Consider the following 15,503-nt stretch of genomic DNA (forward strand, 5'->3'; position numbering starts at 1 on the left):
TTCCTCAGAAAATAGAGTCTTCATCGTCGAAGATATTCGACGATGAAGAACCTTCTTCCGCATACTCAGTGGGCGCAGTGCCCGGCAGAAAGTATTCAAATCTCGTGGTGTAGTCGCTATTGCGGCTTAGTTTTCCGGTCGCCATATCAATGCGCGCTGACACAAGGCCCGGTGGCACATCAAATGGCTCAGTCGGAACGTCCTGAACCGCTGTTTCCATAAACTCAATCCACATTGGCAAAGCGGTTTTCGCACCTGCCTCAACACCACTAATTTCTTGCTCAGAACTATCTAAGTTTTCATTCATGGTGCTTGAGCCCAGCGCACGCTCAAGATTATCGAAGCCAACCCACGCTGTGGTTACCAAACCACTGACATAGCCCGAGAACCAAGTATCTTTAACGTCGTTGGTCGTACCCGTCTTACCCACAACATTACGGTCGGCTTTGCGAACAATTGGTTGCGAACGTTGAATGCGCCACGCGGTGCCATTCCAACCGGTTTTGTGCTGCCAACTACCACCACCCCAGACTGCAGAGTTCATGGCTTGTGTAATTAAGAATGCGTTCTGCTCGGTGATCACTTGTGGCGCTTGATTCACTTCGCGCTCAGTTTCACACAATACACAAGCCACAGCAGGCCGAGCTTGGAAAATTGTATTATCACTGGCATCTTCAATTCGTTCGATGAAGTATGGCGTGACCAAGAAGCCACCGTTCGCAAACACAGCGTAACCACGCGCAATCTCAAGCGGTGTCATAGACGCGGAGCCTAAACTCAACGATTCGTTGCGCGGCAACTCGTCAAAAGCAAAGCCAAACCGAGTCAAATATTCAACCGTTGTATTCACACCCATAGAGCGCAATAACCGCACTGACACGACGTTCTTCGATTTTGCGAAGGCTTCACGAACGCGAATGGGTCCTTCATACACATCCGGCGAGTTACGTGGCCGCCACGCAATACCGCTACCCGGATTCCATTGATTAATAGGTGCGTCGTTGACCAATGTCGCTAACGTAAATCCATTCTCTAACGCAGCCGAATAGATAAACGGTTTAATGTTGGAACCCGCTTGCCGCTCTGCCTGTGTCGCTCGGTTATATTGACTGATACGGAAACTATAACCGCCCACTGCCGCCGCAATACCTCCGTCCTGAGGACGCAAGGCCACTATGGCAGCGCCAGGTTCAGGTACTTGCGCTAAGCGCCAGCCATTTTCAGTTAAACGAATACGAATTTGTTGTCCAGCTTGAAGGATTTCCGCGGCATTTTGCGGCGCAGCACCCTGACGTTCCGCATTCATGTATGCCCGCGCCCACTTTAAGCCATCCCACTTCAGGGTAACGGGCTCGCCACTGCCGCGCAGGACCATCGCTTGTTGATCTTGTACACCCAGCACAACCGCAGGATAGGTTAAGCCCAGTGCATCAACGTCTCGCAAATGTTCGCGAATTTGGGCAGGCTGCCACGCTTCATCCTCAGCTTCCCACAACACTGCCTCGGGGCCACGGTAACCATGGCGCTCATCGTAGGCATGTAAATTGTTTTGTACCGCCAGCTGTGCCGCGCGTTGCTGCTTAGCACTGGCTGTGGTGTACACCTTGAAACCACTGTTGTAGGCAAGATCCTCGCCATAACGCGTGACCATTTCGGCTCGAACCATTTCCGCAAGGTAAGGAGCATTCATGGTGACTTCAGGCCCGTGGAAACGAGTTTCAACCGGCTCTTTCAACGCATTTTCATACTGTTCAAGGGTAATAACCTTTTCATCCAGCATCCGTCCCAACACCACAGCCCGACGCTCCCGAGCTCGTTCTGGGTTAGAAATGGGATTCATAGTCGAAGGGGCTTTTGGTAACCCTGCAATCATTGCCATTTGGGCAATGGTTAAGTCACCCACTTCTTTGCCGTAATACACCTGCGCCGCGGCGCCAACACCATGTGCTCGATGTCCAAACGTAATTTTATTTAAGTACAACTCCAGAATTTCATCCTTGCTGAGCTGACTCTCCATATGCAGGGAAATAAAGGCTTCTTTTATTTTCCGCGTCCAGGTTTGTTCAAAGCTTAAATAGAAGTTTCGAGCGAGTTGCTGCGTGATAGTACTACCGCCACCCTGAATCTCACCGGTGACCATCAATTGAGTGAACGCGCGAGCAACACCAATAGGGTCAATACCAAAGTGATCGTAAAAGCGGGTATCTTCTGTCGCTAAGAAAGCTTCCTGCAAGGTCGCTGGGATTTCGTCTAAACGCAGAGGAATTCGCCGAATTTCACCGAATTGAGCGATGAGTTCTCCATCAGAAGAATACACCTGCATAGGGGTTTGCAGGCGAACTTCGCGAAGCTCAGCAACACTGGGTAGGTCATCTTTCATGTACCAGTAGAGTCCACCGGTCACCAGCGCACCCAGCACTGTCATGGCTGCGAATGTGATCAGAAACCACTTTAGAATCTTCAAAACTGCCCCTTACTACTCGATTTTACTGCGAATTTTTTGGCGAATTGAGCGTTGCCAATAGACTTGGACTATTATAGAAAGATTAAAAAATAACTATAAGCGTTATTTTTACCGTGCAAAGACCTTTGCACTATGCTTACCTTTAAGCGTAATATGATGTTCGGCATAGTACAATTTTAATAGAATGCCGAATTGAAAGTTTGGGAGAGCGCTATGGGGCTGTTTGGTCTGGGGAAAAAACCAGGTCTTGGCATCGACATCGCAACAGACGCAGTCAAGGCTGTGGAGTTGTTACCGCACGAAGATACCTATCAGGTCATCGGCGTTGCTGAGCATGCCTTACCGAAAAGTGTGATCACCGAAGACGAAATTGTTGATATTGAGAAACTTGCCAAGATAGTTGTGCAAGCCAAGAAAAAGCTCTCCGGTAAAACCAAAGATGTCGTCTCAGCAGTATCTGGTAACTTAGCGATATCGAAACAAATCGCCGTCAGCGCTGATTTAGACGATGAAGCTATTGCCGAAAAAATCGAAGCAGAGGCTGAGGCTCTCATACCATTCCCGCTGAACGAAGTGCGTTATGACTTCGAAAGTCTCGGTGAACATCCTACTATATTAGGTCAACAACGCGTTTTAGTGACCGCAACGCGAATGGTTTCTGTCGATACTCGAGTACAAGTTTTTGAAGACGCCGGTTTGAACGTCACTATTATGGACGTGGACAATCAGGCCATTCTGCGCGCCTGCAATTACTTACTCCCACATTTGCAACCGGAAGTGGCGAGTAGCAAGCTACCGATTTTGGTTCTTGATATTGGCATGCACACCACACAAACCATCGTTCTCAATCAAGGTGAAGTCTCGTTTAACCGCTTCCAAAGTGGCGGTATTGTCAGCATGCTGAACTCACTCGACCAAAATGGTGGGGTTGAGCATGGTGAATTATTGGCGAAATTGCGAGCGAACGAACTCGAAGACTTATCTGATTTGTTTATTCAAGATTACCTCGGGAATTTATGGTCACAGACCAATCGCGGGGTACAGATGTATCAAAGCAGCGCCAGCGATAAAACCTTCGCAGCTTTAATAGTGGTGAATGTTGGAGCCATGATACCGGTAGTGTTGGAATCGTTGAATCAGCAGGTCAGCTATCCCGTAATTGCGCTGAACCCGTTTGAACATTTCCCTCTGCCGGAAAAACTGCAGCATTTACACGACCATGGTCCACGCTTTGTTGAAGCTGTGGGTCTCGCACTACGGAGCTTTACACCATGGCACACGTAAACCTCCTCCCGTGGCGTGAAATTGCGCGCCAGCGAGCCAAAAAAGAGTTTGGCATTCATGCAGGTATTGCCATTGTGGTTGCCAGTGTCGTGGTCGGTATCGCATTTCTTGTCATCGCCGACATGCAACAACGGCAACAGAGCAGAAATACGTTTCTATTTGGTCAGATCCAAATTTTGGATGCACAAATCGCGGAAATCCAAGATATTAATAAACAGAAAGATCAGATTATGAACCGAGTGCAGTTAATTAAATCTCTGCATGAAGACCGCAATACGGCGATCATGATTCTGAATGAATTCTCAGAGCGTACGCCCGATGGCGTATTCCTCACGAGTATAGAAAAGCGCGGACGCTCGTTAACCATTACTGGTAATACCGTCTCAAATAACCGAGTTTCTGAGTTTTTGCGAAATCTAAAAGATTCACCTATTTTAGTAGACCCCGAGATTCGCCAAGTTGTCAGCGATCGTGCCGGCGCTGCATCAACTTCTAACTTTGCAGCCTTCAATCTGATTGTGCGCATTCGCTCCAATGAAGCCGAAGCTGAGGGGGCGAAGCGATGAGTCAGAAAATGCCAAACTTCAAAGAATTAGATATCAACGACTTACCATATTGGCCGTGGCCATTTCGCTTGGCAGTGCTAGTCATTATCGGCATTGGAGTCATTGTCGGTGGTTATTATTTTGTGATTGCTGATAAATGGGCTGCATATCAAAAGGATGAAGCTCGCGAAGTACAGCTTAAAGAGGACTATCGCACCAAGTACCAAACCGCGGTGAATCTGCCTAAGTATCAACAACAATTAGAAACTATGAATGCGGATCTCGAAACTTTGCTGGCGATGCTACCTAATACTGATGAGACGCCAAAACTGTTAGACGATATCACGCTAGTTGGCACCAAGAGCGGGCTGAACTTTGACCGTATTGAGTGGTTGGCTCCGGTTGAACGTGAGTTTTATACTGCGCTGCCGATGCGCATTGAACTCCGTGGTGAATATCATCAAATTGGTGATTTTGTCGGTCAAGTTGCCGGCTTGCATCGCATTATCAGTGTCAAAGATTTTACGCTACGTCACGATGATATGACCGATGCCTTGATGCTAAATATCAATGCTGAAACCTATCAACAGCAAACGTTGAGGGCGAAGCGATGAAAGCAAAATCACTACTAATATTATCTAGTTTATGCATTTTAACTGCTTGCAGTGGCGGCAGTCATAGCGATCTCGAAGCTTTCACAGAGGAAGTGCAACGGACGCCAGCACCGCCTATCAAGCCAGCACCAGAGTTACCGGAACTGGAACGCGTAGCCTATACTGGTCGTAATGTGCGTGATCCCTTTGTTTCCGCGCCTGTACAAGCTCGCGCAATAGATAATGTGGGGGGTGATTGTCCACAACCGGACCTCAACCGCCGTCAAGGTGAACTCGAAGGACTAGCACTTGATCAGCTCACCTTATCTGGCACTCTCAAGTCATCGAATAATGTCTACAGTGCATTGCTAATATCCAATACTGGTCGCCTCTATCGTGTTGAACGTGGTAACTACGTTGGGTTAAATCGCGGTGAAGTGATTCAAATCACCCCGCAACAAGTTTTACTACGCGAGTGGATTTCAACCGGAGACGGTTGCTGGCAGCGCCGTGATGCCACTCTGCAACTGCTGAATTCGCAAGGGAGTTCCGACTCATGAAGCACCTCATCAAAATAATAGCTTTACTCGCTCTGTTGCCATTGAGCGCAGGTGCCAATGAATTGCTTCGCGTGGAACAAATTCCTCTCGGCGCCGAACGCTTTAATCTGGAAGCCTTTTTCAGTGATCGAGTTGATTCGCCGATGGTCCAGCGGAGCAAAGACCCGCTGACGCATGAATTCCTGCTGCTCGGTACCTCGACCGATATCCAACCAGGCCGTTTAAATGTGGGCTCACACCCGCTGCTCGACAGCGTAGAGGTGGTTCAACAGCGCAATGATTTGTTGCTGCGAGTAAATACCAAGCAACCACTAGAACATTTAATGAGTCGCTCCAAAGATGTGATGGTTTTGGTGTTTGTGGCTGCCAAAGATATTCCTGACAATAACGCTGCACCAATGCGTCAAACAGCAGCAGCTGAGCCTGCGCTTGTATCCGAGCCTGCAGCACAAGCAGAAGTCCGCACTAGTGGTGAAGCACGCTCCAATCAGCGTTCGGTAACCGATATCTATTTCACACGTAAACATGGTGATGCGGGTGAACTGCACATTTTGGTGAATGAAGAGGTTGAACACGAAGCGCGGGCTTTTGGCAATAACCTAGACTTGGTGCTATTTGATACAGCGTTACCAGAAGAGTTGCTATACGTGCTTGATGTAGGCCAATTTGCGACGCCTGTCGCCGCCATTGAAACATTCCGTGATGGCCGTAACACCAGAGTCTCGATTCGCGGTAAACAAGAATTCCGGCACCAGCTTGAACAGATTGATGGTCGTCTAACCCTGACATTGAACGCCGTTGGACAAGAGCTTGCCGAAGACTCGAGCTTTATTCAGAGCAGCCAGCCGATATCGTTAAACTTCCAAGATGTGCCTGTACGTCAATTATTGCAGATACTCGCAGAAGAAAACGATCTCAACCTAGTCGCGTCAGAATCGGTCAGCGGTAATATTACTCTGCGTCTTGAGAATGTGCCGTGGGAACGTGCGCTAGAAACCATTTTACGTGTCAACGGACTCGATAAACGCATCGACGGTAATATTCTGATTGTGGCACCTGCAGCAGAACTGGCGCAGCGTGAACAACAACAACTGCAAGCAGCACAAGCACTTGCTGAGCTCGCTCCTTTAACCAGCGCCTATATCCAAATTAACTACGCAAAAGCGAGCGAAATAGCCGCGATTTTACGGACGGAGAGTTCCGACCTACTGACCGGTCGCGGTGCCGTAACCGTTGATGACCGCACCAATACACTCTTGGTTCGTGATACGCAGCCGCAAATTGATGCAGTGCGCAGCATGGTGAAGATTCTCGATATTCCTGTGAAGCAGGTCATTATTGAAGCCCGAATGGTCACCGTCCGCGACAATATTAGCGATGACCTAGGTATTCAATGGGGCTTCAGCGAGCCTGAAGTAGATACCAGTCAAGCCTTACCTTGGGGTACAGGAACTGATGTTACCAATAGCTTGAATGTGAACTTGCCGGTTTCAAACCCCGCGGCAACCTTCGGCTTCCAAGTTGCTAAGTTAGCTGACGGTCGCATTCTAGACCTTGAGTTGTCCGCGTTAGAGCGTGAAAACAAAGGTGAGATTATTGCGAGTCCGCGTATTACAACGGCAAATCAGAAAACTGCGAACATCGAACAAGGTACAGAAATACCTTATGTCGAAAGTGCCTCGTCCGGTGCTACCTCGGTTAGCTTCAAGAAAGCTGTGCTAGGGCTTGAAGTGACTCCGCAAATCACCCCGGACAATCGAGTGATTCTAGACTTAACCATCACTCAAAACACCCGTGGCGATACAGTCACGACTCCAACCGGTCCAGCTGTATCTATTGATACGCAAGCCATCACGACGCAAGTATTGGTCGAGAATGGTGAGACCATTGTCTTAGGCGGTATTTATCAACAACAGATTCTGAACGACATTACCAAGGTGCCACTGTTAGGTGACATTCCATACGTTGGTGTGTTGTTCCGGAGCGAAAGTCAGATCAATGAGAAGCGTGAGCTGCTGATTTTCGTAACGCCGAGAATTGTTAACGATATGCCGTAAGCCTTGCTTAAATGGTTGTGACTTGCGATAATCCGCCCTCTTTTTCGATTGGGTTAAGGATGGTCTTGAGACACTCCGGATTCCGTGAGTCACAGCTAGTAAAAAAGTGATGTAAAGCAACGATATGGCTGAAAAACGTAACATCTTTTTGGTTGGCCCCATGGGGGCAGGTAAAAGTACCATTGGTAGGCAATTAGCCCGCGAACTCCACCTCGAATTTTTCGACTCAGATGCTGAAATCGAACGTCGTACCGGCGCCGATATTGCGTGGGTCTTTGAATTGGAAGGTGAAGAAGGGTTTCGCCTGCGCGAAGAAAAAGTCATCGAAGAGCTGACCGAGAATACCGGCATCGTACTGGCGACGGGTGGTGGCTCCATTTTGAGCAAAGAAAGCCGTAACCGCCTTTCTGCGCGAGGCATTGTTGTCTACCTGCAAACCACTATTGAAAAGCAATTAGCTCGCACGCAGCGTGACAAGCGCCGTCCACTTATAGCTGAAGCCGATAATCCGCGCGAAGTTCTGGAAACTTTAGCTGATTCGCGGAACGCGTTATACGAAGAAATCGCGGACGTTGTAGTGCGCACTGATGACCAAAGTGCCAAGTACGTGGTTGATCAAATTATCGCGAAGGTTGGTTTATAATCACGTTTTAACGCCAATCTAGGAGGCGCTCATGAGTCTGCAGAAGCACCACGTTCGCGTCGGCTTGCCCCAGCAACATGAGCGCAGCTACTCCATCCATATCGGTGCCGGTTTGCTCACAACGTTCACCGATCTCATTGCTCCACAAATACTCCCCAAGCAAGTTCTTATTCTCACTGATACCAATGTGGGTCCGCTGTATGCGAACACGGTTCAGCAGCAACTCGCCGACCGCACTGTTCTCGTGCACACCATTAATGTGGGTGAGCAAGCAAAGAGCCTAGCAAGTTTCACTGAAGTGATGACCACGCTCATCGAGCATAATTTCAATCGCGACTGCGCCATTATTGCCCTCGGCGGCGGTGTTGTGGGTGATCTTGCTGGTTTTGTCGCCGCAACATTCCAGCGCGGTGTCGATTTTTATCAAGTTCCGACCACGCTGCTGGCACAAGTCGATAGTTCTGTCGGCGGTAAAACCGCGGTAAATCATCCCGGTGGCAAAAACTTAATCGGTGCATTCTATCAACCCCAAGCCGTTATCATCGATACCAACTGTTTAGAGACCCTCTCACCCAGAGATTTTGCCTGCGGTTTAGCCGAAGTCGTGAAATATGGAATTATTTACGACGCCGACTTTTTCGACTGGCTGGAAGCGAATGCGCAAGCACTGTTGCAACGTGATGCCGAGGCGCTTACCTACGCCATTGCCCGCAGTTGCGAAATTAAAGCTGAGATTGTTGCCGAAGACGAGCAAGAACACGGTATTCGAGCACTGCTAAATCTGGGTCATACATTCGGACATGCCATTGAGGCAGCGGCGCACGCAAGTGGCGATTACACGGCTTGGTATCACGGCGAAGCTGTTGCCGCTGGCATCTTGATCGCTGCGCAATATATGCAGCAGCAGGGCGAATTTGCTCAAGCCGATGTCGAGCGTATCGAACGCTTGTTTGAGCAGTTTGAGTTGCCAATTTATGCACCCGAATTGCCGCTCGGCCAGTGGCAGGGATATATGCAACGTGATAAAAAGGTGAAGGCAGGGAAGTTACGTTTAATACTACCCACAGCTATCGGTCGCGCTGAAGTGCGCACGGTCACTGATTGGGATGCTGTGAGCCAGGCTATTTTGGCACGCACCGCTCCTCAATAAGGCTTCATCATGAAAAAGAATCGCGCCTTCCTTAAATGGGCAGGCGGAAAATACAGCCTCATTGAACCGATTCGCGCATTATTGCCCGACGGCAACAAGCTGATAGAGCCGTTTGTTGGTGCGGGCTCTGTATTTCTAAATACCGATTATCCGGCTTACGTACTGAACGACGTCAACCCAGATTTGATTGAACTCTTTAAGATTGTCAAACGTCGGCCGCAGACCTTTATTACCGACGCGATGGACTACTTTTCCGCACGGAATAACAGCGCCAGCGCCTATTATGCAATGCGTACACAATTCAATCGCACGTCCGATCCCTACGAGCGATCACTGTTGTTCCTGTACCTGAACCGGCATGGGTACAACGGTTTGTGTCGATACAACAGTTCCGGCTTGTTTAATGTGCCATTCGGACAATACAAGCGGCCTTACTTTCCGCATGAAGAAATTGAGGTGTTTGCTGAGAAGGCCCAGCGCGCTACGTTTACCTGTATGAGTTTCGATAAGGTGTTTCGGCGCGCGCGACGTGGCGATGTCATTTATTGCGATCCGCCCTATGCACCGCTCACCGCAACCTCGAATTTCACCAGCTATGCAACCGGCGGCTTCAGTCTCGACCAGCAAAGTGATCTCGCTCGCCGTGCGGCAGATGCTGCGAACAAGCGTGGCATTCCCGTGTTGATTAGTAACCATGATACTGAGCTGACGCAGTTGCTATATCATCGTGCACAAATACAAACCCTGCAGGTGGCTCGATTCATTAGCCCGAAAGGCGATGGGCGGCAGCGAGTCGGTGAGCTATTGGCGTTGTATCAGCCGGCGCAGGATGCAGTTTCGAACGTGATTGATATGACACCTAAATTGAAGAAGATGGCACCCTAATGTGGACTTGCAAAACATTTTCTGAGCTTTCCCTTGCCGAACTTTATGAGCTACTCAAGCTTCGCCAAGAAGTGTTCGTGGTCGAACAAACCTGTCCCTATTTAGATGCCGACGGCAAAGACATGGATGCACAGCATTTGTGGAGCGCCGACGAACACGGCATGACTGCGTACGCACGTATCTTTTTGCCAAGCGCTGCAGAGCCGTACGCGCGTATTGGCCGCGTTATCACCGCAGCTCGAGCACGTGGCTTGGGGCTTGGCCAAGAACTCATGCAGGCGGCAATTGGTTTATGCACCGGACGTGCACCTGAGGCGCCCATTCGCTTGGGTGCGCAAGTGTACTTAAAGCGCTTCTACCGTAGCTTCGGATTTGTTGAGATTAGCGCTGAGTATCTTGAGGACGATATCCCCCATGTCGATATGGAGCGTCCCGCTGCAGTTGGCACGGACGCTGATGAGCACTGAGTTCAAACTAGAATCGACATCGCAAGGATTGGCTTTGCGCTGGCTCAAAGAGCCAAAGATGCTGCCACTGCGCATCGATTTTTGTAATGGCGAACATGCTGCCCGCGCAGCTCGTGCAAGCATCAAACAAGAAGCGATAGCCCGTGCGTGCGGTATGCACAAGCTCAAACAACCACATATTCTCGACGGCACCGCTGGTTTAGGTCGTGATGCGTTGGTATTAGCCAGTCTCGGTGCAACCGTTGGCCTAAACGAACGACAGCCAGAGGTTGCCGCTTTGCTTCAGGACGCACTCGAACGTCTAACCCAGTGTGATCCAGACCTTGCCCAACGGCTGTACTTTGCCGGTAGCGATTGCTTCGCCGCAAACTTTAAGCCGGCTCAACCCTTTGCTGTAGTGTATTTAGACCCCATGTATCCAAAGGGTGACAAAGTGCAACGAGCCGCTGTGAAAAAAGACATGCAAATGTTTCAACAACTCGTTGGTACCGACCACGATGCCGATGCATTGCTCGAACCTGCACTGGCGCTGGCAACACAACGCGTGGTTGTGAAACGACCGCAACATGCCGACTTTTTGGGTGGCCGTAAACCCACCCACCAAATTATCAGTAAGAAACATCGTTTCGATGTTTATCTGACGACAACAACACCAGCCATGTAAGTGGCGACAAGGAGTTTGAGAAGATGATTAAGCAACAAGAACGTTTACCAGCAGGTACGCTGACCGCTCTGGGTGAGCTCGGCCTGCAACAATTCAATCCTGCTGAGATTTTCGGTCAAGGAACCCATATTTTATTTGCGGTACCAGGCGCATTTACACCGACCTGCTCTGAAAAGCACTTACCTGGCTATGTTGAACATGCCAGCGCGCTAAAAGATGCAGGTGTGCAGAGCATTGCTTGTGTATCTGTGAATGATGCCTTCGTGATGAAAGCTTGGGGTAAGCAGCTCAACGTTGGCGATAGCGTCATGTTATTGGCAGATGGCGATGGTGAGTATCACAAGGCGTTAGGCCTAACCAAAAATACGGGTAGCTTCGGCGGCTTACGCGCCGAGCGTTACGCCATGATTATTCATGATGGAGTTGTTACTGAACTCTTCGTTGAAGACGATGGTACTTTTGGCGTAAGTGGCGCAGAACACGTATTGGCAGCATTGAAAAAGTAATGTCGAGTGTGGTTGATGTATTAATTATTGGTGCCGGCGCAGCAGGTTTGCATTGCGCCGCCACTGCGGCTGCGCGTGGTCGATCGGTAGTCGTTATTGACCATGCTAAGCAAGCTGGAAAAAAGATTCTGATTTCCGGTGGTGGCCGCTGCAATTTCACCAATATGTACACCAGCCCTGAGAATTTTCTCTCCCAGAATCCGCACTTTTGTAAATCTGCACTCAGCCGCTATACCCAATGGGATTTTATTGCGCTAGCGCAGAAGCACGGCATTGCCTACCACGAAAAGACGCTCGGTCAGCTCTTTTGTAATGAGTCGGCGAAAGACATTGTGCGCATGCTAATGGATGAGTGTGACGCTTCCGGCGCTCGCGTTCAGTTACGCACCGAAGTGCTCGATGTCGCATTTAGCGACGGTCGCTATCAGGTCAAAACATCTGCCGGCTTAGTGAGTGCTCACAAACTTGTTGTCGCTTGCGGCGGCTTATCAATGCCAAAGCTAGGCGCAACGCCATTGGGCTATCAGCTCGCAGAACAATTCGGTCACAATATTATTCCCGTCCGCGCTGGTTTAGTGCCGTTCACCTTGCATGACACCGACAAAGAGCATTACGCGGAGTTATCTGGTTTAGCGGTCGATGTCGTTGCCGAGAATGATCGCGCTAGCTTCAAAGAAGCCATGCTATTCACACACCGTGGGCTATCCGGTCCGGCCATGCTGCAAATCTCATCTTACTGGCTGCCAGGCGAGCCACTGAGCGTGAATTTGCGCCCAGCCGCTGATACCTATGCTGATCTCACCGAATTACGCCAGCAGCGCCCGCGTGTGGGCTTAAGAACCGTGATCCAAGAGTGGTTCCCCAAGCGTTTGGCATTAGCTCTGTGCGAGCAACAAGGCTGGCCTGATAAGAAGCTCGCCGACTGCAACAATACACTCTTAGCAGAAGTAGCCGAGACGCTACACCAATGGCGCATCAAACCCAACGGCACCGAAGGCTATCGCACTGCCGAAGTCACTCTTGGCGGCGTCAACACCGACCAAGTCAGCTCCAAAACTATGGAAAGCAAACTACAACCCGGCTTATTTTTCATCGGCGAAGTACTCGACGTCACCGGCTGGCTCGGCGGCTACAATTTCCAATGGGCCTGGAGCAGTGGCTACGCCTGCGGCCAAAGCGTGTAGTTACTCACCACAAGTACGCTTTTTGCTAAAGCCGGTGACGATAAAGTAGAGACCGATCAGCATAATCATGACTGTACCGTTAGCTGGGTGATTACCAATTTGCCAGCTTATGGCGAGCATCGTCAGCGCAAACGCCAGTGCTAATGTGACTTTGGGGTTGTGGTGTATCGCTTTTTTAATGGCCTTGAACATGATTTTAGTCCTTGTTGTTAAGTGGCGTATCGTCGGCGTCGTCTTGGAAGATGTCTTCGATACGTAAATTGAAAAGTCGAGCTGCTTTAAAAGCGAGCGGTAAACTCGGGTCAAACTTGCCTTTTTCGATAGCATTGATGGTCTGTCGAGAGACGCTCAATCGATCGGCTAGATCAGCCTGCGTCCAGTCACGTTCGGCGCGTAATACTTTGAGTCGATTCTTCATTGGTACTGCCTTACGCTCGCAATCAGCGCCACGATGTAAGTAAAGCCCATTAGCATGACCAAATGCGCAATTTCAGCGTCGCCTGGGATTAAATTTGTAGTGTCCAAGTTGGCGTAAGCCAGACCACCAACCAACCCAATCCCGAGCGTGATTCCCATGGCTTGCAACTGAATGCGTTGCTGTAACTCGTCGGTGCTCATCAAATACACTTTGTTCGCCCATATCATGACCAATCCAAAGAGCAGATTGACGACTACCGCGACCCAAGTCAGCGTTGAATTGTCACCCCATAGTAACGTCGGTCCAAAATTCACCAGCGCCATGGACAGCAACCAAACAAATGTCCAAAGCGCCAAGCGTTTGGTGTTTCGTTTCGTATTCATACAATAGTCAGAACTAGAATTCGTTGTCATTTTTCACCTCGTTTATGTCAAGCGTGCTTTACTTTTAGCTGATGCAACGATCGATGTCAAGTTTACTTGTCATAATGACTTATAAAGATTACATGGGTTGTGGTTGGGTCTAGTCACCCTTGAGGATAATGAGGCATAATTCATGAGGGATTTATGAATATGGACAAGACAGCTCATGCGACAAGCACTTTTAGCCTTTTTATTACTCGCTAGTTTGGTGAGCTGTGCCACATCTGAACCACAACGTCAGGCGACCCCCATCGATTATTTGCCGGCATTAGCAGGTGATTATTTTCCGATGCATTCTGAATTCGTTGGTCGCGACTATCACATCTTTGTTCGACTTCCTGAGGGTTACAACGCTGATTCCGCTGCGCGCTATCCAGTGGTGTATTTACTGGACGGTGATAGTTTATTTCCAATGCTAGCGCCCACTCACTTATTCCTGACTTATGATGAAGGTTTACCAGAAGCCATTTTGGTTGGCATTGCCTATGGTGGCTTTGGCGAGGTGAATGAACGAAGTCTCGATTTTTCGGCACCGACTTCCGACCTGCCAGCAGAACAAAATCGAGCCCCTCAGTTTCTTCAGTTTCTCAGGTCAGAACTTCTGCCCAAAATTGAAAATACTTATCGCGCTGACTCTGAGCGGAGGGTATTAGTCGGCCAGTCGCGCGGCGGCCATTTTGTTTTATATTCGGCGCTTCAAGAGCCTGATTTATTTTGGGGGCGTATCGCGAGTAATCCGGTCAGCTATCCAAGCAAAGAGCGCTTATTTGAGAAACCTCAACAAGCGGCGGGTAAGCAGTCAAAAGTTTTGGTCGCCAGCGGCACTCGCGATACCGAAGCACGGCAAGCTTTTGCCCGAGAATGGTCACAATATTGGTCTACTCAGCAAAATACTCCGTGGCAGGTTCACCACATGCAAATGGACAATGGAACTCATGCCGCGACCATTGGCGAAACCTACCGGCAGGCCATGTTATGGTTGTTCCGCGAAACGAATTCAGAGGTAACTACGGAAGAGCCGAACTCATGAAACTAACCTTAGATATCAGCAAATACCCACTCGCCGACGACTATATTGAACCGATTAAAGGGTTTATCGAAAAACTGAACGAGCACCTGAGCGAACACAAGGATGTAAAAGTCATCACCAATACCCTGAGCACTCAGGTGTTTGGCGACTATGATGCTGTCATGAAAGCCTTAAATGACTGTATTAAATGGTCGTTTGAGCGCTACGGCAAAGTCGTCTTTGTAGTGAAGTTCTTGCATGGTGACTTACGCCCTTAAAAGTTCTCTCGAACATCATGGGCAATACTATCTTGCCTCGCTCCGTGCAATTTGTGCTAACATTTGTGCGGACAACTGATTTGTGAGGATACACCATGGAAACACGCATTCAATTTCGAATCGATGAGGAAACCAAACGTCTCGCTCAACTTCGTGCAGAACACCAAGGTCGCACGCTCAGCGACGCTTGTCGCGAGCTTGCGGAGCGGCTTGCCGATGAGCAACGTAAAGAGATGTCTCATGACCACTGGCTTGCCACTCAAGTCAATGCCGCATTCGCTAAGCTCGAGAGTGGACAGAGCTCATTTATCGATCATGAATCGGCCAACAAGCAGATGAATGCCTTTAAAAGAAAGCTACAAGATCAAGGATAG

At 49.3% G+C, this 15,503-nt stretch carries 19 protein-coding genes; 15 read left to right on the top strand and 4 right to left on the bottom strand.

The window, feature by feature from the left end:
- Positions 1 to 4 precede the first annotated feature (4 nt).
- Entirely contained in the window at positions 5 to 2,464 is a 2,460-nt protein-coding gene (locus ACN0S4_RS11580; RefSeq protein ID WP_417657834.1) for a penicillin-binding protein 1A, read from the bottom strand.
- Positions 2,465 to 2,677: 213 nt separating this feature from the next.
- On the opposite strand from ACN0S4_RS11580, the gene pilM reads away from it, so the two are divergent.
- The 12 genes from pilM (at position 2,678) to ACN0S4_RS11640 (ending at position 13,002) form a co-directional block, all read left to right on the top strand.
- Positions 2,678 to 3,748 (top strand): type IV pilus biogenesis protein PilM, encoded by a 1,071-nt coding sequence (gene pilM, locus ACN0S4_RS11585; RefSeq protein ID WP_417657835.1) that lies wholly within the window; start codon positions 2,678 to 2,680, stop codon positions 3,746 to 3,748.
- The gene (locus ACN0S4_RS11590) at positions 3,736 to 4,314 is read left to right on the top strand and encodes a PilN domain-containing protein (protein WP_417657836.1); all 579 of its coding nucleotides are present in this window, start codon (positions 3,736 to 3,738) and stop codon (positions 4,312 to 4,314) included. The genes pilM and ACN0S4_RS11590 overlap by 13 nt, the downstream gene beginning before the upstream one ends.
- Positions 4,311 to 4,907, top strand: a complete 597-nt coding sequence (locus ACN0S4_RS11595; protein WP_417657837.1) for a type 4a pilus biogenesis protein PilO — start codon at positions 4,311 to 4,313, stop codon at positions 4,905 to 4,907. The genes ACN0S4_RS11590 and ACN0S4_RS11595 overlap by 4 nt, the downstream gene beginning before the upstream one ends.
- Positions 4,904 to 5,446 (top strand): pilus assembly protein PilP, encoded by a 543-nt coding sequence (locus ACN0S4_RS11600; protein ID WP_417657838.1) that lies wholly within the window; start codon positions 4,904 to 4,906, stop codon positions 5,444 to 5,446. Before ACN0S4_RS11595 ends, ACN0S4_RS11600 begins: the two co-directional genes overlap by 4 nt.
- The gene (locus ACN0S4_RS11605; protein WP_417657839.1) at positions 5,443 to 7,503 is read left to right on the top strand and encodes a type IV pilus secretin PilQ; all 2,061 of its coding nucleotides are present in this window, start codon (positions 5,443 to 5,445) and stop codon (positions 7,501 to 7,503) included. The genes ACN0S4_RS11600 and ACN0S4_RS11605 overlap by 4 nt, the downstream gene beginning before the upstream one ends.
- 124 nt (positions 7,504 to 7,627) lie before the next feature.
- On the top strand, positions 7,628 to 8,146 hold the full coding sequence (gene aroK, locus ACN0S4_RS11610; protein ID WP_169931582.1) for a shikimate kinase AroK: 519 nt from the start codon (positions 7,628 to 7,630) through the stop codon (positions 8,144 to 8,146).
- A 31-nt stretch (positions 8,147 to 8,177) separates the two neighbouring features.
- The gene (aroB, locus tag ACN0S4_RS11615; protein WP_417657840.1) at positions 8,178 to 9,296 is read left to right on the top strand and encodes a 3-dehydroquinate synthase; all 1,119 of its coding nucleotides are present in this window, start codon (positions 8,178 to 8,180) and stop codon (positions 9,294 to 9,296) included.
- 9 nt (positions 9,297 to 9,305) lie between these two features.
- Complete coding sequence (locus ACN0S4_RS11620) at positions 9,306 to 10,181, top strand: Dam family site-specific DNA-(adenine-N6)-methyltransferase (protein WP_417657841.1); 876 nt, start codon at positions 9,306 to 9,308, stop codon at positions 10,179 to 10,181.
- Entirely contained in the window at positions 10,181 to 10,648 is a 468-nt protein-coding gene (locus ACN0S4_RS11625) for a GNAT family N-acetyltransferase (protein ID WP_417657842.1), read from the top strand. The genes ACN0S4_RS11620 and ACN0S4_RS11625 overlap by 1 nt, the downstream gene beginning before the upstream one ends.
- Positions 10,596 to 11,312, top strand: coding sequence for a class I SAM-dependent methyltransferase (locus ACN0S4_RS11630; RefSeq protein ID WP_417657843.1), 717 nt, complete (start codon positions 10,596 to 10,598; stop codon positions 11,310 to 11,312). The genes ACN0S4_RS11625 and ACN0S4_RS11630 overlap by 53 nt, the downstream gene beginning before the upstream one ends.
- A 23-nt stretch (positions 11,313 to 11,335) precedes the next feature.
- Positions 11,336 to 11,818 carry a peroxiredoxin gene (locus ACN0S4_RS11635; RefSeq protein ID WP_417657844.1) on the top strand — a complete coding sequence of 161 codons (483 nt, stop codon included), beginning with the start codon at positions 11,336 to 11,338 and terminating at the stop codon, positions 11,816 to 11,818.
- Positions 11,818 to 13,002, top strand: coding sequence for an NAD(P)/FAD-dependent oxidoreductase (locus ACN0S4_RS11640; RefSeq protein WP_417657845.1), 1,185 nt, complete (start codon positions 11,818 to 11,820; stop codon positions 13,000 to 13,002). Before ACN0S4_RS11635 ends, ACN0S4_RS11640 begins: the two co-directional genes overlap by 1 nt.
- Here the strand turns inward: ACN0S4_RS11640 and ACN0S4_RS11645 are convergent, their stop codons facing one another.
- From ACN0S4_RS11645 to ACN0S4_RS11655, 3 genes are read right to left on the bottom strand one after another with little or no spacing between them, the layout of a single operon-like run.
- Positions 13,003 to 13,194 (bottom strand): hypothetical protein, encoded by a 192-nt coding sequence (locus ACN0S4_RS11645; RefSeq protein ID WP_417657846.1) that lies wholly within the window; start codon positions 13,192 to 13,194, stop codon positions 13,003 to 13,005. It lies immediately after the preceding gene.
- A 4-nt stretch (positions 13,195 to 13,198) separates the two neighbouring features.
- Positions 13,199 to 13,420 (bottom strand): helix-turn-helix transcriptional regulator, encoded by a 222-nt coding sequence (locus tag ACN0S4_RS11650; RefSeq protein ID WP_417657847.1) that lies wholly within the window; start codon positions 13,418 to 13,420, stop codon positions 13,199 to 13,201.
- Entirely contained in the window at positions 13,417 to 13,833 is a 417-nt protein-coding gene (locus ACN0S4_RS11655) for a hypothetical protein (protein WP_417657848.1), read from the bottom strand. Before ACN0S4_RS11655 ends, ACN0S4_RS11650 begins: the two co-directional genes overlap by 4 nt.
- Before the next feature lie 175 nt (positions 13,834 to 14,008).
- Here ACN0S4_RS11655 and ACN0S4_RS11660 point away from each other — a divergent pair, with 175 nt between their 5' ends.
- The 3 genes from ACN0S4_RS11660 (at position 14,009) to ACN0S4_RS11670 (ending at position 15,503) form a co-directional block, all read left to right on the top strand.
- Positions 14,009 to 14,872 carry an alpha/beta hydrolase gene (locus ACN0S4_RS11660; RefSeq protein WP_417657849.1) on the top strand — a complete coding sequence of 288 codons (864 nt, stop codon included), beginning with the start codon at positions 14,009 to 14,011 and terminating at the stop codon, positions 14,870 to 14,872.
- The gene (locus ACN0S4_RS11665) at positions 14,869 to 15,129 is read left to right on the top strand and encodes a hypothetical protein (RefSeq protein ID WP_417657850.1); all 261 of its coding nucleotides are present in this window, start codon (positions 14,869 to 14,871) and stop codon (positions 15,127 to 15,129) included. The genes ACN0S4_RS11660 and ACN0S4_RS11665 overlap by 4 nt, the downstream gene beginning before the upstream one ends.
- A 95-nt stretch (positions 15,130 to 15,224) precedes the next feature.
- Positions 15,225 to 15,503: a damage-inducible protein J gene (locus ACN0S4_RS11670; RefSeq protein ID WP_417657851.1), complete on the top strand. Its 279-nt coding sequence runs from the start codon at positions 15,225 to 15,227 to the stop codon at positions 15,501 to 15,503.

This window comes from Pseudidiomarina aestuarii (assembly GCF_048263735.1).
Classification (GTDB): domain Bacteria; phylum Pseudomonadota; class Gammaproteobacteria; order Enterobacterales; family Alteromonadaceae; genus Pseudidiomarina; species Pseudidiomarina aestuarii_B.